This window comes from Pseudomonas sp. P65(2024), assembly GCF_057480955.1.
In genome coordinates, this window is record NZ_JBLIYX010000003.1 from 322,105 (window position 1) to 343,129 (window position 21,025).

The window sequence follows — 21,025 nt, forward strand, 5'->3', positions numbered from 1 at the left end:
AATGATATGTCGGGTGCCGTCATCGATCCGGACGCATGATTTCAAGGCAGCTCCCACAGAGGGATGGTGTAATTCGGCAGTCAGCGTGGCCCGCCGGATGCCTTTTCGCGCAACGCCTTGGCCACCTGCGCCTCGATCTCGTAGGCCGGCCCCTCCAGCGCCTGGTAATCCCGGGTATAGCGCTTGGCGAATTCCTCCACCCCCAATTCCTGGTACTGCTGCACATGCTTGAGTTCATGGGCCCACAGCGCCACGTTGTCCTCGGCATCGGCGCTGCGGCGGAAGATGATGGTGTCGATCAGGGTCACCGCGTTGACGTCCGGGTTCTGCAGCAACGCATTGGCGGCGCTGATCTGCTGTTCATCGCCCACCCGGTACCGCGCCGCGTCGAGCACGGCGAAGTCGTACCAGGGTTCGAGCTGGGCGCGGATATGCAAGGGGATCGGCTGGCTGCCGCTGGCGGTCGCCTCGTCGCGGGCCTGGCGCAGGGCGAACACCAGGCTGCTGGTGGCCATGCGCTCGACATCCTGCAGCACCTGGCCGCTCTGGTTGGGGTCGACGGGCGCGCAGAAACACACCACCAGGCACACTTGGTATTGCCCGGTCGGGCAACTTTCCTGGGCGAAGACGGGCAGGGTCAACATCAGTCCGAGCAGCGTACTAGCGAACTTCATCGAAGACCCGTCCGACCAACTGGAGGCTGGCGTCCAGCACCTGCGCCTGCACCGGCTCGCTGGCCAGCATGCGGCCCACCACCAGCGCGCCGACGCACTGGCTGAGCAGGGCCCAGGCCAGCTCGGAGTTGTCGAGGGTCTCGCTCCACGCCTGGTGCAGCTCCACCAACCAGTGCTCGGCCTGTTCGCGCACCGGTCGCTCGGCGCGGGCGATCTCCACCCCCAGCGGCGGCAGCGGACAGCCGCCCTCGGCATTGTGCAGGTGGGCCAGGCTCAGGTACTGCTCGAGCAGGCGCCTGAGCCGGGGGCGGTCGGCGCCGCGCTCGACCAGGCGCGCCAACGGGCTGTTGGCCAGCTCGCGGCGGACGATCTCGCTGAACAGGTCGTCCTTGGACGGGAAATGGTTGTAGAAGGCGCCGCCGGTCAGGCCGATGGCCTTCATCAATCCGGCCACGCCGGTGGCGGCGAACCCACCGCGTTTGGCCAGGGCGCCGCTGCTGGCCAGCAGCTTCTCGCGGGTTTGTTGCTTGTGGTCGGTGCTGTAGCGCATGCGCGGAACCTCTTGGCGCGGGCTTGACGTTCAGCTGATCGTAGCATAGCGTTCGTTTACTAAACGATCATTCATCAATGGGGCGGTCCATGGCAGAACAACAAAAGGTCGTGCTGGTGATCGGCGCGGGCGACGCCACCGGTGGCGAAATCGCCAAGCGTTTCGCCCGTGAGGGGTATGTCGCCTGTGTCACCCGGCGTCAGGTGGACAAGCTGCAGCCGCTGGTCGATGAGATCCGCGCCGCAGGCGGTCAGGCTCATGGTTTCGGGTCGGATGCGCGCAAGGAAGAGGAGGTGGTAGAGCTGGTCGAGACCATCGAGCGCGATATCGGCCCGATCGAAGCATTTGTCTTCAACATCGGCGCCAATGTCCCGTGCGGCATCCTCGAGGAAACCCCGCGCAAGTACTTCAAAATCTGGGAAATGGCCTGCTTCGCTGGTTTTCTCACCGCCCAGGCAGTCGCCCGGCGCATGGTGACCCGCGAGCGCGGCACCCTCCTCTTTACCGGTGCCACCGCTGGTACCCGTGGCGCGGCCGGTTTTGCCGCCTTCGCCGGGGCCAAGCATGGTTTGCGCGCCCTGGCCCAGAGCATGGCGCGCGAGCTTGGGCCGCGAAACATCCATGTGGCTCATGTGGTGGTCGACGGGGCCATCGACACCGCGTTCATCCGCGACAGTTTCCCCGAACGCTATGCGCTCAAGGACCAGGACGGCATCCTGGACCCTGTACACATTGCCGACAGTTACTGGTTCCTGCACGCCCAGCCACGGGACGCCTGGACCTTCGAACTTGACCTGCGCCCGTGGATGGAGCGCTGGTAAGTCCCATCCTCATACAAGGAACGAATCATGAGCAAGACCGTCGAGTTCTTCCTGGACCTGGGCAGTCCGGCCACTTACCTGGCCTCGACCCAGCTACCCGCCCTGTGCGCGCGCCACGGGGCGCAGTTGGTGTACAAACCGATCCTGTTGGGCGGGGTGTTCCAGGCCACCGGCAACGCCTCGCCGGTCATGGTGCCAGCCAAGGGGCGCTACATGCGCATCGACCTCAAGCGTTATGCCGATCGCTATGGGGTGCCCCTGACCTTGCCGCCCGGGTTTCCGGTCAACACCCTGAACCTGATGCGCGGGCTGATTGGCGTCCAGTTGTTTGCCCAAGCGCGGTTCGAGGCGCTGTTGAAGGTGCTGTTCGAAGGGCTGTTCGTGCACGGGCGCAATCTGGCAGACCCGGCGGTGCTGGGTGAAACATTGGCCGCGGGTGGCTTCGATGCCGGGATGTTGCATGAACTGGCCGCCCGGCCCGAGGTCAAGGACGCCTTGCGTAAAGCTACCGAGGAGGCGGTCGAGCGTGGCGTGTTCGGCGCGCCGACGTTCTTCGTCGATGGGCAGATGTTCTTCGGCCAGGACCGGCTGGATTTCGTCGAGCAGGCTTTGGTCAGGCGGGCATGAGGGACAACAAGGTTCTTGCAGACTGCGATTCCAAAAACCTTGGGTGCTATTGCTTCATGGCCTGTACGTCGTCAGGGTTGCAGCGCTCGATCGCGCAGGCGCTGAAACCCTTTTGCCGGATCAGAAGTTCGCCGGGGTATTGGCGCTGATGATCTCGGCCTCGTCGGGGCCGATGTTCTTGAAGCTGTGGGGCAGGGTGGTGGGGATGTAGTAGCCGTCGCCGGCGTTGAGCACGCTGACCTGGCCATCGACCCACAGCTCCATGGTGCCCCGGGTGACCAGGCCGCATTCCTCGCCTTCGGCGTGGACGATCGGCTCGCCGGAATCGGCACCCGGCGCGTACAGTTCGCGCAGCATGCGCATCTGCCGGCCTTCGACGCTGGCACCGACCAGCAGCATGCGCAGGCCGTTGCGGCCCAGGTCGGGCTGCTCTGCGCCACGGAACACGTAGCGCTCCTCGCGCACCGGCTCGTCGAAACTGAAGAATTCCGCCAGGGACATGGGGATCCCTTCGAGCAGTTTCTTGAGGGAACTGACCGAAGGGCTGACCCGGTTCTGCTCGATCTGCGAGATCGTCGAGTTGGTCAGGCCGCTGCGGCGGGCCAGTTCCCGTTGGGAGAGGTTGTTGCGTTCACGCACCAGTTTGAGTCGTGTCCCCGTGTCCATAGCCGCCTTGTTTGCAGAGGTGTCAAAAATAATGGGCGAGGCATTAAAACACACTCTGCAGGCTTGCGCGCTGTGCGTCTCAGTGACGCTGGTCGGTCGCCAACGGCCACAGCCCCACCAGCAACAGCAGGGCACCCACGGCGAGGAACGGCAGGCGCGGGTCGAGGGCATAGACCAGGGTGCCCGCCAGTGGCCCGATCACCGCGCCCATGCCCTGGGCGGCGCCGATCGAGCCCGCAGTGGCGCCTTGTTCGCCGGCCTGCATGGCGTTGGCCGCCAGGGCGGAAAATGCCGGGAATACAAAGCCCATGCCGAACGCGGCGACGAAGAACGCGCCCCACAGCCAGGGCGCTTGGGTGGCCAGCGCTGCGGCGGCAAAGCCCAGCCCGGAGATGCTGGCGCCGATACGGATCATTTTCGCTGGCGGCCACTCGAGCCTGCGCAGGAACACCTGTGCCAGCATCAGCGCCACGCCCACGCAGGTCAGGGCGATGCCCGCGGCCTGGGCGGCGTCGCCGGCCTCCAGGCGCAGGCGGTCGAGGGCGAAGAAACCGACGGCGATCTGCGACACGGTGATGCTCAGCATGGCGCTGAAGGCCACCAACAGCGGGCGGCGCAGGCGTGGGTCGGACAGGCGCACCGGATTGGGCGCATGGCTTTGCGCCAATGGCTGGGGCTTGAGCTTGAACAGCAGCACCACGAACGCCGTGGCCGGCAGCAGCGACATGGCATAGAACGGCAGGCTCAGGCTGTAGCGCGACAGCAGCGCGGCCAGTGCCGGCCCGACCACCAGGCCGACGGCATTGGCCGCCCCCAGCGAAGCCATGGCCCGGGCCCGACGCTGGGGTTCGACATGGTCGGCGATCAGGGCGTTGCCACCTACCGGCAGCGCGGCATAGAAGGCGCCGATCAAGCCGCGGGCCAGCATCAACCCGAAGAACGCCACGCTCGCGCCCGGCAGCCAGCGCAACGCGCCGTCGATGAACAGGCACAGCACCCAGTAGGCCAAGGTGAAACCGCCACTGCCCAGCAGCAGCACGCGGCGTCGGCCATAGCGGTCGGCCAGGCGCCCCCAGGGCCGGGCCAGCAGCACCCAGACCACGCCGGCCACGGTCACCGCCGCGCCGGCCTGCCAGGTGGCCATGCCCAGCAGTCGGGCGATGGGGCCGATCAGGGCGACGAAGGCCATCATCGCCATGGTGCAGGCCATGTTCACCAGCATCAGAGGACGCAGGTCCAAGGTGTTGGCGGGGGTCAATGCGGCAGGGTCCTTTGCAACGTTCATGGGGCAGTCCGGGGCAGTTCGACGAAATGAGCGCCAATGTTAGTAATAATTATTTACATGTGTCGACCCTGGCAATGCTCATTCACTGCGGCGCAACGGGCCTGGCCACATGCTACGCAAGACGCCGTCGCGGCGCACCAGGGCATGCACCAAGGCCGCGCCCAAGTGCAGCAGCACGGTGGCGAACAGCAGGTAGCCCGCCCAGCCGTGGGCCTGGCGCAGCACGGCGTACAGCTGCAGGTCGTGGGGCGCGATGGCGGGCAGTTGCAGGGGCCGTGGATAGCCGCCGGCCGAGAGCATGGCCCAGCCGAGCAGCGGCATGGCCAGCATCAGGCCGTACAGCAACAGGTGCGAGGCGCCGGCGACCAGCCGCTGCAGGCGGGGCAGGTCGCGGGGCAAGGCCGGGTGCGGCAGGCCCAGGCGCAGGGCGATGCGCAGGATCACCAGCACCAGCAGGGCCAGGCCGGTGGCCTTGTGCAGCTCGACCAGCAGCGGATGCCGTGGCGACAGGTCGCCGACCATGTTCACGCCGATGAACAGCATGGCCAGGATCAGCGCGGCCATCAGCCAGTGCAGCAGGCGGGCCAGGGGGTGGAAGGCGGTGGCGGTCATGGGCGGGCTCCTTCGCTCAGCGCTTCGTGGCTGCGGCGGTTGAACGACACCGAATAGGCGGCCGAGCGGGCGGCGAGGATCGGGTCGGCGGATGGTTCGATGCCCTGGGGCAGGATCAGCGGGTCGAAGTTCAGGTCGCGGCAGGCGCCTTGCTCGGGGCCGTCGACCCGTTCCAGCACCAGGGTGCCGGCGTCGATGCTGCGGCGTTCGGCGGGCCAGGGCCGGGCGGGGTCGTCCACCGGGTCGCCGGGCTCGGCCAGGGTCAGGCGCAGGGTCCAGCGCAACGGGCCTTGCGCCAGGCGCTGCTGCAGGTCGTGCTGGAGGAACTGCTTGTCATCGACCTGGGCGGGCAGGGCGGTGAACGCGGTCTGCGGCTCCAGGGCCCAGCGCACCGGCTGGGCGTTGCCGTGGGCATCGATCAGGCGAAAGGCGTTGATGCTGTTGTAGGCGGTGCTGGCGAAGCTGTCGCTGGGCTTGTAGCTGGCCGCCCACTGGCGAAACGCCGCGCTTTCCGGGTGGCTGGCGAAGAACGCCTGCAGTCTGGCCGGGTCCGGCTTGCCGGTGGCCGGGTCGGGGGCCCCGGCCAGTACCTGCTGGTAGAACGCCTCGGGCGTGCTCACCGCCAGCACCGGCGGGTTGTTCATGCCGGTGCGCCAGACCTGTCCGTCATCGCTGCTCAACTGGATGGCCAGGCTGCGTACGGGTATGGCGGTGTCCGGGGCGAACGGGTTGGCGCCGCCGATGGCGAATCGGCCAATCACTGGCACCTGGGCCTGGCTGAAGACGCGGGCGCTGGACAGCGCCGCGGCCTGGCCGCTGGCCTGGAAATAACCGCTGACGCACAGGCCCTTGGCATGGTTCTTCCGGTAACCGGGATAATGACCTGCCTGGGCCTCGAAGGTGTCGATGATGCGCTGCGGGGTCAGCCCTGGCGCGCCGATCCAGCCGGCGGCATAGGCGAAGCCCGCACCCAGGGCGGCGAGGGTGGCGCCGATGGCGGCCAGGCGCAGGGCCTTGGCGGGGCCGTGCAGGGGAGGGGTCATGGGGACGCTCCGGTCAGTTGGAATGAGCCGGTATGACGTAAGGGCGAACGATTTATTCCCGCCGAGGGAATAGATTTCGTGCTGGGCCGTCTGCCCATTACACTGACTGCCCATTGGGGCCTGGAACCCGACCATGCACGATCTGGACGACCAACAATGGCGCGAGCTGCTGCAACGCCTGCGCCGCTTCGCCCTGTGGCTGACCCGCGAGCCCGGCGGCGCCGACGATCTGGTCCAGGCCACGGTCGAGCGTGCCCTGAGCCGCCGTGGCCAGCAGCGCGATGCCGACAGCCTGCGCCCCTGGCTGTTCACCATCCTTTACCGGCTGTTTCTCGACGGCAAGCGCCGTGAGCGCCTGCATGCCCGTTGGCTTACCTGGTTCGGTCGGGGCCAGGCCGAGGAGCCGGCCGGTGGCGAGATCGAGAGCATTGTCCTGGCCCAGGCCGACTTGCGCGCCTTCGCCCGGCTGTCGGCGGAGCAGCGGGCCCTGTTGTTGCTGGTCAGCGTCGAGGGCCTGAGCTACAAGGAGGCGGCCGACACCCTCGGCATTCCCATCGGCACGGTGATGTCGCGCCTGTCGCGCGCCCGCGCCGCCTTGCGTGAACTGACCGAGGGCAACCCCACGCCCCCGGCCTTGCGGAGACTCAAATGACACGCCTGATCCCCACCGAGCACGAGTTGCACGCCTATGTCGACGAGCGCCTGGAGCCGGCGCGCCGGGTCGAGGTCGAGGTGTGGCTGGCGGCCAATCCACAGGAGGCGGCGCGAATCGAGGCCTGGCGCGGCGATGCCCGACGCCTGCGGGCGGCCCTGGCGGGCTTCGGCGAGCAGCCCAGCGACCCGGCGCTGGACCTGGCGCCCTTGCGTCGCCGCCTGCGCCAGCGCCGGCAATGGCGCCTGGCACAGGCGGCGGCGCTGTTGCTGGCGGTAAGCCTGGGCGGCTTGGGCGGCTGGCAGGCGCGTGAGGCGACGCTGTTCGCCGGCATGCTGCCCATGGCCGACGCGGTAGAGGCCCACCGGCTGTTCGCCGACGCGGCCGCGCTGGATATCCAGGCCAGCGATCCGAAGCGGCTGCAGGAATGGCTGGGGCGTCATTTCAACCGTGTCGGCCAGCTGCCGGACCTGTCCGGTTATGGCCTACAGCCGGTCGGCGCGCGCCTGCTGAGCAACGAGGCGGGGCCAGCGGCGCTGCTGGTGTTCCAGGACCGCCAGGGGCAGCGCATCAGCCTGTTCCTGCGTTCGCCCGGCGAGCATTTCGAGCGCATGCCCAGCGGCCAGCGCACCGACGGCCAGTTGCAGGCCCGCTACTGGTCCCATGGCGACTACAACTTTGCCCTGGTCAGCGCGGCGGATGACGCTCGCGGCGAGTCGTTGCGCCGGACGCTGGGTGTCAGCCTGTAGGCAGGTCGAGGCCGGCGCATCGACCTGCACGGTTTCAGACCGTGCGCAGGCGGGCCTTTTCCACTTGCTGCATTTCCACGCCGTCGAGCAATGCCTCGACCACCGCCTTGGCCGCATCCAGCCCGTGATCGTTGCCCAGCAGCAGGTCGTGGCAGGTGCCTGTCGCCAGTTCCATGGCCTTGAGGTTGGTGGCGAACGCGCCCTTGAGCAGGGTGGACAGGTGCACCAGTGCGTCTTCGAAGTCCACGCCTTCGCGCACGGCGAACAGGGAAGGGTGGCTGCATTCGCAGTTGCCGAAGCTGGAGTGCGCCGTGGTGGCGCGGAACGGAGGATCAGGTAAGCCTTTTGTCATTGTGTCGCTCCTTGATTCAATGGAGCCGCCACAGTTCGCTACCAAACGAATGGTGACGGCTGAACGCAGGTTGGTAGACCGGGAATCAAGGAAACCGGCGCGCACGGGGGCGCCCTGCGCACAGCCGCCATTGAACGAAACGGCGGACACAAAAAAGCGCCGACTGAATCGTAGAGCGGGCGCTTGTGCGCCTTGATTGATCGCGGGCTACCAAACCCGGCTGCTGGACTTACAGCAACGCGCAAAGGTTACCGGGCTCGGATAACCGTTTCAAGGCACGTTCATGTATGGATACACTTCGCGTACTTCTACCCACACAAGGATGTGCATGATGCCCGAACCCTCCAACCTGCTGGCCTTCGCCCTGATCAGCCTGGGCATGGTGCTGACCCCGGGCCCCAACATGATCTACCTGATTTCCCGCTCCATCTGCCAGGGGCGTGGTGCCGGGTTGATCTCGCTGGCGGGGGTGGCCCTGGGTTTCGTCTTCTACATGCTCTGCGCCGCGCTGGGCATCACCGCCCTGGTCATGGCCGTGCCGTTCGCCTACGACGCACTGCGCATCGGCGGTGCGCTGTACCTGCTGTACCTGGCCTGGCAGGCGCTGCGCCCGGGTGGACGCTCGCCGTTCCAAGTCCGCGACCTGCCGGCGGACAGCCCGCGCCGGCTGTTCATGATGGGCTTTCTGACCAACCTGCTGAACCCCAAGATCGCGGTCATGTACCTGTCGCTGATGCCGCAGTTCATCGAGCCCGGCCACGGCAGCGTGCTGGCGCAGTCGCTGGTGCTGGGCGGCACGCAGATCGCCATCAGTGTCACGGTCAACGCGCTGATTGCGTTGATGGCCGGCTCCATTGCCGTGTTCCTGGCCGGCAGGCCGGTGTGGCAGCAGGTCCAGCGCTGGCTGATGGGCACGGTGCTGGCGGCGCTGGCGCTGCGCATGCTGGCCGAAGGGCGCCGCTGATCGTCGGCGTCAATCTGATGGAACGTTTTGCCAGCGGGCGATTTCTTACCCTCATAGGAAAGAAAACGTGCCCGGGACTGCCGAGACATGAAAGTGCGCCAGCAGAGCAAGACCGTCAACCTGCAAGCACTGCCGAGCTTTCTGGACGGCGGTGGCGAAGTCAGCTGCCTGTTGCAGGCGATGGACTGGCGGCAATCCCCGCTCGGGGCGCCGGACAGCTGGTCGCCCGTGCTGCAGTCGGTGGTGGCCATGCTGCTGCCGGCGCAGGCGCAGATTGTGTTGTTCTGGGGGCCGCAGTACATCGCGCTGTACAACGATGCCTACGGGCCAACCATCGGCAGCAAGCATCCCGGGGCGCTGGGCCGGCCTGGGCAGGAGCATTGGAGCGAACTGTGGGACGATCTCGAGCCGCTGTTGCGCGGGGTGCGTGAAACCGGCATAACCTTTTCGGCGCGGGACCGGCCGTTCTATATCGAACGGCATGGGTTGGGTGAAACCGCCTTTTTCGACGTCTCCTACTCCGCTGTGCGCGAGGCTGACGGTGGGGTGGGTGGTGTATTGTGCATCGTCACCGACACCACGGAGCGGGTACGTTTCCAGCAACGCCAAGCGTTTCTCCAGGAGCTGCGCCAGGCCTTGCCAGGCCTGGGCGAGGCCGAGCGCATCGAGGCCCACGCGGTGCGCCGGCTGGGTGAGGAGTTGGGCGCGGCGCGGGTCTGTTTCGGTGAGGACCTGGGCGATGGCCGGCGCTACCGGGTCGCCCAGGAGTGGGCCACCGAGGTGCCCTCGATGGTCGGCTTGAACCGGTATTCGGCCCTGGACCCGGTGTTGCACGAGGCGCTGCTGGCCGGTCAGGCGGTGCAGCGCAGCTATGAGCCAAGCAAGAGCGCACCGGCACGGTTCAAGGGCTTGTGTGCGACACTGCACGTGCCGGTGCTGCGCGCCGAGCGCCTGGAGGCGGTGCTCGCGGTGCATTTCCATACCCCCCATGCCTGGGCCGAGAGCGAGTGCCTGCTGGTCCAGGAGGCCGCCCGCCAAGTCTGGTCGGCGGTCACCCATGCCCGCGCCGAGCGCGCCTTGCATGCACTCAACGAAAACCTGGAAGACCGGGTGGCCAAGATGCTTGCCCAGCGCGAAGCGTCGCTGTCGCTACTGCACGAAGCGCGCAAGATGGAGATGATTGGCCAGCTCTCCGGGGGCATCGCCCACGACCTCAACAACATGTTGACGCCGATCATCGCCTCCCTCGAACTGCTGCGCCGCCATCCTCAGTCGGAGCGCGCCGAGCGCCTGATCGATGGCGGCCTGCAGGCGGCCGAGCGGGCGCGCAACCTGGTCGGGCGCCTGCTCAGCTTTGCCCGGCGCCAGACCCTCAAGCCCACGACGGTATCGCTGGCGGCGCTGGTGGAGGAAATGCGAGAGCTGATCGTCCGCTCGTTGGGGCCTACCATTGCCATCGAGGTCAGTGTCGAGGCGGCGTTGCCAGGCGTGCTGGTGGATCCGCACCAGCTGGAGCTGGCGTTGCTGAACCTGGTGGTCAACGCCCGCGATGCCATGGGCGAGGGTGGCAAACTGACCATACGTGCCGGTCTCGACGGCGACGGTACGCCGAGGCCACCCGGCCTGCAGACAGGCCCGTTGGTGTGGCTGCAGGTTGCCGATAACGGCTGCGGCATGAGCGAGGACGTGCTGACGCATTGCATCGAGCCATTCTATTCGACCAAGGGCGTCGGCCGCGGCACCGGGCTGGGGCTGCCCATGGTGCAGGGCCTGGCGTTGCAGTCCGGTGGTGGCTTTGGCATTCGCTCGCGGGTAGGCGGGGGCACCGAAGCGACCCTGTGGCTGCCGGCCAGCGAGCAGGACGCGGTAGATGAAGTGGCCATGCCGGTCGAGGTCTCGCGGGCGCGACGCCCGACGCGCGTGCTGCTGGTGGATGACGAGCCGCTGGTGCGCCAGGCCACGCTCCTGCAACTGCGTGCCCTGGGGTACGAGGTGACCGAGGCCGAGGGCCCGGCCCAGGCCCTGGCGTTGCTGGACAAGGGGCTGTTGCCCGATGTGCTGCTGACCGACCATGTCATGGCCGAAACCACCGGCGTGCGTTTCGCCCAGCAGGTGCGCGAGCGGCTGGCGCAACTGCCGGTGTTGATCATCACCGGCTACGCCAACCTGACGCCACACGAGCTGCATGGCTTCGAGGTGCTGCGCAAGCCATTTCGCCAGGACGAGCTGGGACAGAGCCTGGCGCGACTGCTCAAGTCCTAGCCAACACATCCCCGAGCATCTGGCACACCTGTTCGGCCGAATAGGGCTTGGCCAGGAAGGCGAAACCCTGGTGGCCACCCTCGGCGATCGCCTCGCTGTAGCCGGAGGTGAGGATCACCGGTAGCTGCGGCTGGCTGTGACGCAGCTCCCTGGCCAGGGCAAGGCCGCCCATGCCCGGCATGACCACGTCGGAGAACACCGCATCGAATCCGCCCCGGGCGGCCGCGAGCTGGGCCAGCGCGTCCTCGGCCGAGGTCGCCCAACTGATCTGGTAGCCATGGTCGCGCAGGATCTGCGCGGTGAAACTGCCGACATCCGGGTTGTCCTCCACCACCAGGATGCGCTTGCGGTCGCCCTGTGGCGCCAGCTGCGCGGTCACGCCGGGCTCCTCGGTGTCAGGCTGGGACACCTGTGGCAGGTACAGGGTGAAGGTGGTGCCTTGTCCTTCGACGCTGACCACCCGCACATCGCCACCGGACTGCTTGACGAAGCCGAACACCTGCGACAGGCCCAGGCCGGTGCCCTGTCCGGAGGCCTTGGTGGTGAAGAACGGGTCGAAGATGCGCTCAAGCAGGTGCGGGGCGATGCCCACGCCGCCGTCGATCACCGAGATCGCCGCGAAGCGGTCGTCCTGTGCCGGCTGGCCGCGAATCTCAGGCAAATGCTGGTCGCCTTCAAGGCGCAGGCGCAAGGTGCCGACCCCGGCCATGGCGTCGCGGGCATTGATCATCAGGTTGATTACCGCGGTTTCCAGTTGGCCGAGATCGGCATGCACATGGCAGGGCGTGTCGGGCAACTCCAGGCTGACCTGGATACGTGCGCCAGTGGCGGTGTCGAGCATCTCGGCCATGGCCTTGAGCTGTGGGCCAGCATCGAACACCTGCGGGCTGAGGGCCTGGCGCCGGGCAAAGGCGAGCAGTTGCCCGGTGAGCTTGGCGCCGCGGTCGACGGTGTCGGACACGATCTTGAAATAGCGGCTGCGGCGCGTTTCGTCGAGATCCGGGCGCTGCAGGAAGTGGAGGGAAGAGCGAATGATGGTCAGCAGGTTATTGAAATCGTGGGCCACGCCTCCGGTCAGCTGGCCGATGGCCTCGAGCTTCTGGGCCTGGCGCAGCACGGCCTCGGTGTGCAGGAGCTGCTCGGTACGCTCCTCCACACGTTGTTCGAGGGTGGCGTTGAGCGCCTCCAGGGCCGTCAGCGCCTCGCGCACCTGTGCGTTGGCCTGGACTCGCTGGATATGTGCCCAGCAGCGTCCGGTCACCTCGTTGAGCAGGGTCTGTTCGTAGCGGGTCCAGGTCCTTGGCAGCTTGTCGTGGATGGCCATCAGTGCGGTCAGGCGGCCTTCCTTGATCAATGGCATGCAAAGTGTCGCGGTGATGCCGATGGCCTGGAACGTCGCCGATTCGCAGGCCGGCAACTGCGTGAGGTTGTCGTTGATCACCAGCCCCAGTCCGGCGCGCAGGCGGCTGACGGCCAGCTCGCCGAAGTCGCCCAGGCGATATCGGCCGAGCTGGCGTGGTGAGCCAGGCGCGACCCAGTCGCCGCAGATGGTGAAGCCGTCCTGGTCAGGGTCCATAACGGCGTAGGCGCAGCTTGAAAGGTGCAGGTGCTCGCCCAGCAGGCGCGTGGTGATAGCCATGATCCGCTCCGGATCTGTGGCATTGGCCGCCGCTCGGCTGAGGGTGTCAAGAAAGTTCAGGCGTTGGTTGGCGACCACGCTGGCGGTGGTCTCGGTGACCGTGTCGATCATGCCGACCACCTGGCCGTCATGGTCGCGAATGGGGCTGTAGCAGAACGTGAAGTAGGCGCGCTCCGGGCTGCCGTGGCGCTCGATCAGCAGGGGAAAGTCCTCTATGTACACGGCTTCGCCATCGAGGGCGCGTTGTGCCAGGTGGCGGATATCGCTCCAGGCTTCCTGCCAGACCGCGCTGAAGGGGCGGCCCAGGGCCGAGGGCTTGTTGCCGAGGATCTCGCTGAAAGCATCGTTGTGCAGGGTGATCAGCTCGTCGCCCCAGAGCACGGCCTGGGGAAAGCGCGAGGCCAGGCACAGGGCGACCGTGGTCTTGAGCACGTCAGGCCAGCTGGCCAGGGGGCCCAGGGGGGTAGACGACCAGTCGTGGTTGCGGATGCGCTCGGCCATGAGGCCGCCGCCGTCGAGCCATTTCGCCATGTGCGGTGCGGGTCCTTGTGCGTGAGAGCATCAGGGTGCACCGAGACGCGGCGCTTGGCGAGGGATTTTGTATGGGCCGTGCTGGCCCGCTTCCACTGATGCCGGCGTTCAATTGTGGGAGCGGGCTTGACCCAAGAGGCTATTCAGACCTTGAACTGCGCGATCAGGCCGTTCAGCTCCAGCGCCAATTGCGACAGGTCCTGGGCCGAGGCGCTGGTCTGGTTGGCCCCGGTCGTTGTCTGCAGCGCCAGGTCGCGGATGTTCACCAGGTTGCGATCCACTTCGCGCGCCACCTGGGCCTGTTGCTCCGTGGCACTGGCGATCACCAGGTTGCGCTGGTTGATCGAGGCGATGGTCCGGGCGATGAGCTCCAGGGCCTGACCGGCCGCTTGCGCCACCTCCAGGGTACCGCTGGCGCGGCCCTGGCTGCTGTGCATGGCGCTGACCGCACGCTCGGTGCCGCCCTGGATACCCCCGATCATCTGCTCGATTTCGGCGGTCGACTGTTGGGTGCGATGTGCCAAGGCACGCACCTCGTCGGCAACCACCGCAAAACCACGACCGGCCTCACCGGCGCGAGCGGCTTCGATGGCGGCGTTGAGGGCCAGCAGGTTGGTCTGTCCGGCGATCGAACCGATCACATCCAGTACCCGGGTAATCTCGTTGGCGCTGTTGGCCAATTGTTCGATCTCTTCCGCCGTGCCGGTGACATCGTCGACCAGGTGCTGGATCGAGGCGAGTGCCTGGTTGACCTGGTCTCGGCCTTCACGGGTGGCCTGGTCGGCGCCCTGTGAGGCCTCGGCAGTGCTCACGGCATTGCTTGCCACTTCCTCGACGGCGCTGGTCATCTGATTGACCGCTGTGGCGGCCTGGTCTATCTCGGTGCTTTGCTGCTGCAGGCCGCGGCTTGTGTCCTCGGTGACGGTGTGCAGCTCTTCGGAGGCCGAAGCCAGACGATCGGAGGACGCGGCGATCTTGCCGATGGTCTCGCGCAGGCTCTGTTGCATGCGCCGCAGGGCGTGCAGCAGCATCGCCGGCTCGTCGTGGCCGACCACCGCGATCTTTTGGGTCAGGTCACCGGTGGCGATACCCTCGGCCACGGCAACGGCCTCGGTCAGGGGCGCAACCAAACTGCGGGTGAACAGCACGGCGATGACGACCAGTACCAGGATGATCAGCACCAGTGAAACGACGAGTACGCGGAAGGCATCGTCGCCGACATCGCTGCTTCGCTGTGAGGCGGCTTGCGCACCTCGGTAGTTGAAGGCCACCAATGCCGCCATTGTCTCCATCATCTGGTCGGCCCGCTGGAGCAGCGGGCCGCTGATCTGCCGCCTGGCTTCAGCCATGCGGCCCTCGCTGATGTGTCCCAGTACCTGCTGCTGCAGGTCGGCGTACCGTTTGCGCGCCGCGATGAAGGCATTGAACAGGGCACGGTCCTCTTCGCCGTCGATAGTCGCCTCGTACGCCCGCAGGCTCTGGCGCAAAGCCTCGTCGATGCGGTTGAGCAACTGGATGCTAGCCCCCTCGCTGGTGCCATCCTCCAAGGCTGTGCGCAGGGTGGCGGCGCGTTCCTGGGTGAGGCTGGCGCCGACCTCGTTGAGTGCGATCACGGCCGGAAGCCAGTTGATACGGATTTCGTCGGTGGCGCTGTCCATCTGCTGGGTCTCATAGAGCGCGACGCTTCCCATGGACAGGACGAGAGCAGCCAGTAGGGTGAACAGGCAGGCTGCCCGTTTGCCGATTTTCATGTCTCGTAGAAGCATTGATGTTCCTTGATGTAAGAGAAATGCGTACATCAAGAGCATGATGGGATCTTGTGGGGGGCGAGTAGTCGGCGGGTATCACACCGTGTAACGGTTTTTTCCTATTTCTCACTCGCGTGAAACCCGCTGTGGGCGTGATCGCGGGACCCGCCGTCGGGGCCCGCGATGCTGTCCGAGACGCTTCAGACCTTGAACTGCGCCACCATCGCGTTCAGTTCCACCGCCAGGCGCGACAGGTCCTGTGCCGCCGCGCTGGTCTGGTTGGCGCCGGCCGAGGTCTGCATTGCCAGGTCGCGGATGTTCACCAGGTTGCGGTCCACCTCCCGCGCCACCTGGGCCTGCTGCTCGGAGGCGGTGGCGATGACCAGGTTGCGCTGGTTGATGGTGGCGATCGCTTCGGCGATCAGCTCCAGCGCCTGACCGGCCGACTGCGCCACGGCCAGGGTGCCGCTGGCGCGACCCTGGCTGTTGTGCATGGCGCTGACTGCGCGTTCGGTGCCAGTCTGGATGCCGTCGATCATCTGTTCGATTTCAGCGGTGGACTGCTGGGTGCGATGGGCCAAGGCGCGCACCTCGTCGGCGACCACGGCGAAGCCGCGGCCGGCCTCACCGGCGCGTGCAGCCTCGATGGCAGCGTTGAGTGCCAGCAGGTTGGTCTGCCCGGCGATGGCGCCGATTACATCCAGCACCTGGCTGATCTGGTTGGCGTGGCTGGCCAGTTGCTCGATCTCCCCGGAGGTACCGGTTACGTCATCGACCAAGTGCTGGATCGAGGCCAGCGCCTGGTTGACCTGGTCGCGACCATCACGAGTGGTGCGATCTGCGCCCTGGGAGGCGTCGGCGGTGCTCACGGCGTTGCTCGCTACTTCTTCGACGGCGGCGGTCATCTGGTTGACCGCGGTGGCGGCCTGGTCGATCTCGGCGCTCTGCTGGTGCAGGCCGCGGCTGGTGTCTTCGGTGACGGTGTGCAGCTCTTCGGAGGCCGAGGCCAGCTGATCGGAAGACGCGGCAATCCTGCGCAGGGTGTCGCGCAGGCTATGCTGCATGCGGCTCAGGGCGCCCAGCAGCAAGGCCGGCTCGTCGCGGCCGAGCACGACGATCTCGCGGGTCAGGTCGCCGGTGGCGACCCGCTCGGCCACGGCAACGGCGTCGGCCAGGGGCACGACGATACTGCGGGTGAGCAGGGTGGCGATGCCGATCAGCGCCAGGGAAATCACGGCAATGGCGGCGATGATCAGGCTGAAGGCTTCGTCGGAGGCCGCGCTGCTGCGCAGCGAGGCTTGCTCGGCGCCCTTGGTGTTGTAGTCGACCAGCGCGGCCAGGGCTTTCATCATGCTGTCGGCGTACTCGGCCAGCGGGCCGTTGACCAGGCGTCGGGCCTCGTCCAGTCGGTCATTGCCGGCGGCGGCGCGGATGGCTTGCTGCAATGCGTGATAGCGTTCGCTCAGGCCCATGAAGGTGTCGAACAGGGCGCGGTCATCCGCAGCGTTGATGGTGCGCTCGTAAGCCTTGAGGTCGCTCTCGAGCTGCTGGTTGATCTGGACGATCTTGTCCAGGGTGGCGTGGCGGGCGCTGCTGCTGTCCTCCAGGACACTGCGCAGGGTCAGGGCGCGGGCCCGGCCGAGGTTGCTGCTGACCTCGCCCAAGGCGAGTACGGAGGGCATCCAGGTGAGACGGATTTCGTCGGTGGCGCTGTCCATCCGCCGGGTTTCGTAGAGGGCGATCAGGCCCAGGGCCAGGACCAGGACCCCGAGCAGGGTGAACATTCCTGCTGCCCGAATACCGATCTTCATGTTCCGTAACTGCATGCGACGCTCCTTGACGGTGGCTGGCAGGCGTCAAGAGCGCGGACTGACCGGGCTCGGCTGGAAAGGCTCTCGATGCACTGCGAAAGGGGTTATATCCTCACGGTTCATGTTGTTTTTTCTGAATGATGACATAACGCCACTATTATTGACCAGTCGTTCAATGTAATGACGCATGCAGACAGGCCCGTCACTTCTGGGACGGGCCTATTATTTTCGTTCATGCGACGATCGGAATCAGCGGGTCAGCCGCCGCCAGGGCCTGGGCGCGGTCAGCGGCTGGTGGGTAGATCCATACCGAGTTGATCTGGCGCTTTAGGTCCTTGCCTTCCTGGCCCTGCAGCTTCAGTTCGCGGGTCCAGCCTTCGCTGTACGCGGCGCCCCAGTCGCCAAGATCCAGGCAGGTGACGTACTTGGGCTGGCGGTACGCCACCGGCGCCACGCCCAGCAGGTCGGCCATGGCGTTGTTGCCGCTGTGGCGGCCCATGGGGATGGCGTGCTGGCAGGTCATCAGGGCGTGGTTGCCCAGTTCGTCCACCGCGGCCCAGGCCATGTCGCCGGTGGCGTAGATGTGCGTCTGGCCGATCACCTTGAGGTGTTCGTCGACCCGCAGGCGACCGAAACCGTCACGCTCGCCGGCCACCTGCGCGGTCAGCGGGCTGGCCTTGACGCCGGCAGTCCAGATCACGGTCTTGCTGGCGATGTACTCGCCGTTGTCCAGGGTCACGCCGCCAGCATCCACCGCCATCACCGAGGTGCCGGTCAGCCATTCGACACCCGCCTGTTCGCTGGCGGCGACAATGGCCGGGGTGATTCCGGCGCCGAGGGCGGCACCGACGCTGGCGCCACGGTCGATCAGCACCACGCGGGCATTGCCTTCACCGAGGATGGCGCGCAGGCGCGACGGCATCTCGGTGGCGGTCTCGATGCCAGTGAAGCCGCCGCCGCAGACCACCACGGTGTTGCGTGCCGGCGAGGCGGGGAGGCTGGCCAGGCCGTGCAGGTGCTGTTCCAGGCGCATGGCCGATTCCATCTGGTCGACATCAAAGCTGTGCTCGGCCAGGCCCGGCACGGCGGGGCGGGCCACCTGGCTGCCGGCGGCGAGAATCAGACGGTCGTAGGCGAGCTGCTGCGGCAGGCCATCGGCATCGCGATAGCCGACCTGGCGGGCAGCACTGTCGATGCTGTCGGCGGTGCCATGGATGAATTCCACGCCCACCACGTCGAACAGTGCCTCCAGCGGTGCCTGCATGGCGTGGACAGCGGCTTCGTAGAAGCGTGGACGGATGCGCAGTTGCGGCTGTGGGGCGAGCACGCTGATGCGCACGTCGTCGCGCTGGGCCTGGTCAAGCAGGCGGGCGGCGCTCAGGGCGCTCCAGACACCGGCAAAGCCGGCACCGATGATCAGGATACGAGAGGTCATGTAGGTGCTCCGCAAGGGTAGGAAAAAGGGCTTCGATGAGGCGTTCACTGCCCGCCGCATAACTACGACTTTATTGGTCGTAGTTTGATTCGGCAAGTGTTTTTTCCCGGGGCGTGTTTTCGCAAGCGTTGATGTATCGGCTGTAGCTAGCGTGTTTATTGGCTTATGTGGGGGTGTTGATGTACTTGCGCGGCGACGACCGGCTTTGCCTGTCATCAATGAAGAGCGTACTATTTGCGACAGATTTGGTCGGAGATTGATATGTCCCTTTACAGCGCCGGCGTCGAATACGGCATCCACTGCCTGCTATTTTTGGTGGACGAGCGCGGCGATAGTCGCGAGTCCAGCGTGCGCGACCTGGCTGAGTTGCAGGGCGTACCCCAGGAATACCTGGCCAAGGTTTTTACCAAGCTGGCTCGTGCCGGACTGGTGGCGGCGACCGAAGGCGTGCGCGGTGGCTTCCGTCTGGCGCGACCCTCCGACGAGATCACCGTGCTGGATATCGTCACGGCTATCGACGGGCCGAAGAAACTCTTCGATTGCCGGGAGATCCGCGAGCGTTGCGCGGTGTTCGAAGGCACCGCGCCGACCTGGGCCACCGAAGGCACCTGCGCGATCCATGCGGTGATGCTGGGGGCGCAGAAGCGCATGGAGGAGGCGCTGGCCCAGCAGACCATCCTCGACCTGGCGCGGCGTTTCGGGCGCAAGGCGCCCGCCGAGTTCGGGCAGAAGGTCAATGACTGGATGAGCGAGCGGCGCGACGGCAAGGGCGGTGCCGGGGAGATTCCGTTGCAGACCGTCTGACGACTGGGGTCGGTTTGGCGGCGCAACGGAAAATTATACTCAACCTCAAGGTAAATCCTTGGCTGGGCGATCGGCGCGTAGGCGTCAAGCCGAGGTAAGCTGGCAGAAAAGATCCCGCGAGAGGTCAACGTGGCTTCCTATACCTTGCGCCAACTCAGATACTTCGTCACCACGGTGGAGGCCGGCAGCGTCGCCGAGGCCTCGCGCCAGCTGTATATCGCCCAGCCGTCGATTTCCACTGCGATCAAGAGCCTGGAGGAGAGCTTCGGCGTGCAGCTGTTTATCCGCCATCACGCCCAGGGCGTGTCGCTGACGCCCAGCGGCAAGCGCTTCTACGCCAAGACCCGGGCCCTGCTGCAAATGGCCCATGAGTTCGAGCAGAACGCCTTGGCCGACAACGACACGGTGGCCGGGCAGATCGACATCGGCTGTTTCGAGACCGTGGCGCCTTTGTACCTGCCGCGGCTGATCGCCGGTTTCCGCCAGCGTTATCCGGGGGTGGATATCCGCCTGCGCGACGGCGAACAGCAGGACCTGATCCAGGGCTTGACGGCGGGCACTTTCGATCTGGCGTTCCTCTACGACCATGATCTGGACGGCACCATCGAAACCGAGCCGCTGATGCCGGCGCAGAAACCCTATGTGCTGCTGCCGGAAAAGCACCGTTTTGCAGGGCAAACCCAGGTATCGCTGCGCGACCTGTGCCCGGAGCCGATGATCCTGCTCGATGTGGCACCAAGCCGCACCTACTTCGTCAGTCTGTTCAATGAGCTGGGACTGACGCCGAACATTGTCTTCAGTTCGCCGTCCATCGAAATGGTCCGGGGCATGGTGGGGCAGGGCTTCGGCTTCTCGTTGCTGGTGACCCGGCCGCACTCCGAGTTTACCTATGACGGGCAGCGCCTGGTGACCCTCGACATCACCGAGCCCGTGGCCCTGTCGGGCTTGGCGGCGGCGCACCTCAAGCGGGTGCAGCTGACCAAACCGGCGCAATTGTTCGTGGAGTTCTGCCGTGAGGAGCTGGCGCAGCTGTAGGTGGCGACCACCCGTCGCGAAATTGACGTTGACGATCGAACGTCGACCTGCCGGTGCTTTCTTCCACTAAGGTGCTAGAGGTACTTCGACGAAGTCATTGCCTGGGCGAATGGACCTGTACCCAGGCATGGGCAATATCAATTGGCGACACGCTAGTCGAGGGCGTACCACACCCAACAGGCCATCCAGTACAGAGAGGGTCGTACCATGTCGTTGATTGGCGTTTCAATGCTTGAGATGCGGCAGATGATCGAACAGGCCTGCCTGCCTGACCGCTGCGAGGTGAGCTGCCCGGACGGCGAACACCTTACCATTCGCCTGGGACAGGGCGAGAGCCTGGACAGCTGCCTGACCGTGACCGGCGTGCCTGTGGCCAGTCTCAATTCCTGCCATGATTTGTTGGGATTGGTCGCTCGTGTGAAAGCACAGCGTGACGTTCAGCCAAGTGTGCGTAAGGCTATCGCTTAGCGTAAGGTTTATTGCAGCTCAAGTAGCAGGTTGATTCCGCCATCGCCGCATTTGACGGAGTCGCGGACCAATCCGCGGTAGCTACGCCCCTCCCAGGCGAAGGCGACACTGTGGGCCTTTTCCATCTTCACCGGCAAAGGTGGTTGGATATGCAGGCGCAAAGCTGCGCGGCCTTGTAGATTGATGGCCGCCAACTGAACCTGGCATTCGGCGCGCTGGGCCATCGGTCCGAACAGGGTATCGCGGACGAAGTCCAGTTCCAGCAAGACGCAGGGGGCGCGGCAGGGCATCTTCATG

At 66.1% G+C, this 21,025-nt stretch carries 21 protein-coding genes; 9 read left to right on the top strand and 12 right to left on the bottom strand.

All coding sequences use genetic code 11. From position 1 onward, the window contains the following. Window positions 1-80: 80 nt before the first annotated feature. Entirely contained in the window at window positions 81-674 is a 594-nt protein-coding gene (locus tag AC25MA_RS06870) for an eCIS core domain-containing protein (protein WP_062364313.1), read from the bottom strand. Beyond that, complete coding sequence (locus tag AC25MA_RS06875) at window positions 661-1,224, bottom strand: TetR/AcrR family transcriptional regulator (protein ID WP_028689381.1); 564 nt, start codon at window positions 1,222-1,224, stop codon at window positions 661-663. The genes AC25MA_RS06870 and AC25MA_RS06875 overlap by 14 nt, the downstream gene beginning before the upstream one ends. 89 nt (window positions 1,225-1,313) lie before the next feature. Between AC25MA_RS06875 and AC25MA_RS06880 the strand changes: the two genes are divergently transcribed. Together AC25MA_RS06880 and AC25MA_RS06885 are read left to right on the top strand one after the other, a co-directional pair. Next, window positions 1,314-2,045 (top strand): SDR family oxidoreductase, encoded by a 732-nt coding sequence (locus AC25MA_RS06880; protein WP_028689382.1) that lies wholly within the window; start codon window positions 1,314-1,316, stop codon window positions 2,043-2,045. A gap of 27 nt (window positions 2,046-2,072) precedes the next feature. Next, entirely contained in the window at window positions 2,073-2,672 is a 600-nt protein-coding gene (locus tag AC25MA_RS06885; protein ID WP_062364310.1) for a 2-hydroxychromene-2-carboxylate isomerase, read from the top strand. A gap of 120 nt (window positions 2,673-2,792) precedes the next feature. On the opposite strand, the gene AC25MA_RS06890 is transcribed toward AC25MA_RS06885, so the two are convergent. The 4 genes from AC25MA_RS06890 to AC25MA_RS06905 form a co-directional block, all read right to left on the bottom strand. Continuing rightward, a complete protein-coding gene (locus AC25MA_RS06890) occupies window positions 2,793-3,338 on the bottom strand; it encodes a cupin domain-containing protein (protein ID WP_062364308.1) in 546 nt (181 codons plus the stop codon). Between the two features lie 79 nt (window positions 3,339-3,417). Continuing rightward, window positions 3,418-4,623 carry an MFS transporter gene (locus AC25MA_RS06895; RefSeq protein WP_028689385.1) on the bottom strand — a complete coding sequence of 402 codons (1,206 nt, stop codon included), beginning with the start codon at window positions 4,621-4,623 and terminating at the stop codon, window positions 3,418-3,420. A gap of 78 nt (window positions 4,624-4,701) precedes the next feature. After that, window positions 4,702-5,235, bottom strand: a complete 534-nt coding sequence (locus tag AC25MA_RS06900) for a cytochrome b (RefSeq protein ID WP_182322649.1) — start codon at window positions 5,233-5,235, stop codon at window positions 4,702-4,704. Continuing rightward, the gene (locus AC25MA_RS06905) at window positions 5,232-6,278 is read right to left on the bottom strand and encodes a catalase family peroxidase (RefSeq protein ID WP_486971902.1); all 1,047 of its coding nucleotides are present in this window, start codon (window positions 6,276-6,278) and stop codon (window positions 5,232-5,234) included. Before AC25MA_RS06905 ends, AC25MA_RS06900 begins: the two co-directional genes overlap by 4 nt. A 133-nt stretch (window positions 6,279-6,411) precedes the next feature. Between AC25MA_RS06905 and AC25MA_RS06910 the strand changes: the two genes are divergently transcribed. Both AC25MA_RS06910 and AC25MA_RS06915 read left to right on the top strand, forming a co-directional pair. Continuing rightward, window positions 6,412-6,930 carry a sigma-70 family RNA polymerase sigma factor gene (locus tag AC25MA_RS06910; protein ID WP_028689388.1) on the top strand — a complete coding sequence of 173 codons (519 nt, stop codon included), beginning with the start codon at window positions 6,412-6,414 and terminating at the stop codon, window positions 6,928-6,930. After that, window positions 6,927-7,679, top strand: coding sequence for an anti-sigma factor family protein (locus AC25MA_RS06915; protein ID WP_241411048.1), 753 nt, complete (start codon window positions 6,927-6,929; stop codon window positions 7,677-7,679). The genes AC25MA_RS06910 and AC25MA_RS06915 overlap by 4 nt, the downstream gene beginning before the upstream one ends. 34 nt (window positions 7,680-7,713) lie before the next feature. Here the strand turns inward: AC25MA_RS06915 and AC25MA_RS06920 are convergent, their stop codons facing one another. Further along, complete coding sequence (locus AC25MA_RS06920; protein WP_028689390.1) at window positions 7,714-7,947, bottom strand: hypothetical protein; 234 nt, start codon at window positions 7,945-7,947, stop codon at window positions 7,714-7,716. Between the two features lie 415 nt (window positions 7,948-8,362). On the opposite strand from AC25MA_RS06920, the gene AC25MA_RS06925 reads away from it, so the two are divergent. Both AC25MA_RS06925 and AC25MA_RS06930 read left to right on the top strand, forming a co-directional pair. Next, the gene (locus AC25MA_RS06925; protein WP_062364300.1) at window positions 8,363-8,995 is read left to right on the top strand and encodes a LysE family translocator; all 633 of its coding nucleotides are present in this window, start codon (window positions 8,363-8,365) and stop codon (window positions 8,993-8,995) included. 87 nt (window positions 8,996-9,082) lie between these two features. Next, on the top strand, window positions 9,083-11,257 hold the full coding sequence (locus AC25MA_RS06930) for an ATP-binding protein (RefSeq protein ID WP_463402053.1): 2,175 nt from the start codon (window positions 9,083-9,085) through the stop codon (window positions 11,255-11,257). Here AC25MA_RS06930 and AC25MA_RS06935 read toward each other — a convergent pair. The 4 genes from AC25MA_RS06935 to AC25MA_RS06950 form a co-directional block, all read right to left on the bottom strand. Beyond that, on the bottom strand, window positions 11,247-13,427 hold the full coding sequence (locus tag AC25MA_RS06935; RefSeq protein WP_349738543.1) for an ATP-binding protein: 2,181 nt from the start codon (window positions 13,425-13,427) through the stop codon (window positions 11,247-11,249). The genes AC25MA_RS06930 and AC25MA_RS06935 overlap by 11 nt on opposite strands. 143 nt (window positions 13,428-13,570) lie before the next feature. Further along, window positions 13,571-15,193 (bottom strand): methyl-accepting chemotaxis protein, encoded by a 1,623-nt coding sequence (locus tag AC25MA_RS06940; protein ID WP_028689394.1) that lies wholly within the window; start codon window positions 15,191-15,193, stop codon window positions 13,571-13,573. A gap of 182 nt (window positions 15,194-15,375) precedes the next feature. After that, a complete protein-coding gene (locus AC25MA_RS06945; protein ID WP_062364292.1) occupies window positions 15,376-17,001 on the bottom strand; it encodes a methyl-accepting chemotaxis protein in 1,626 nt (541 codons plus the stop codon). A 217-nt stretch (window positions 17,002-17,218) separates the two neighbouring features. Further along, window positions 17,219-18,421, bottom strand: coding sequence for an NAD(P)/FAD-dependent oxidoreductase (locus tag AC25MA_RS06950; RefSeq protein ID WP_028689396.1), 1,203 nt, complete (start codon window positions 18,419-18,421; stop codon window positions 17,219-17,221). A gap of 261 nt (window positions 18,422-18,682) precedes the next feature. Between AC25MA_RS06950 and AC25MA_RS06955 the strand changes: the two genes are divergently transcribed. The 3 genes from AC25MA_RS06955 to AC25MA_RS06965 all read left to right on the top strand — a co-directional run bounded on the left by AC25MA_RS06955 (window position 18,683) and on the right by AC25MA_RS06965 (window position 20,728). Continuing rightward, window positions 18,683-19,225: an RrF2 family transcriptional regulator gene (locus AC25MA_RS06955; protein ID WP_028689397.1), complete on the top strand. Its 543-nt coding sequence runs from the start codon at window positions 18,683-18,685 to the stop codon at window positions 19,223-19,225. 129 nt (window positions 19,226-19,354) lie between these two features. After that, window positions 19,355-20,260: a LysR family transcriptional regulator gene (locus AC25MA_RS06960; RefSeq protein WP_028689398.1), complete on the top strand. Its 906-nt coding sequence runs from the start codon at window positions 19,355-19,357 to the stop codon at window positions 20,258-20,260. Between the two features lie 207 nt (window positions 20,261-20,467). After that, complete coding sequence (locus AC25MA_RS06965) at window positions 20,468-20,728, top strand: DUF1652 domain-containing protein (RefSeq protein WP_028689399.1); 261 nt, start codon at window positions 20,468-20,470, stop codon at window positions 20,726-20,728. An 8-nt stretch (window positions 20,729-20,736) separates the two neighbouring features. Here AC25MA_RS06965 and AC25MA_RS06970 read toward each other — a convergent pair whose 3' ends face one another. After that, entirely contained in the window at window positions 20,737-21,024 is a 288-nt protein-coding gene (locus tag AC25MA_RS06970; protein WP_028689400.1) for a hypothetical protein, read from the bottom strand. Window position 21,025 lies beyond the last annotated feature (1 nt).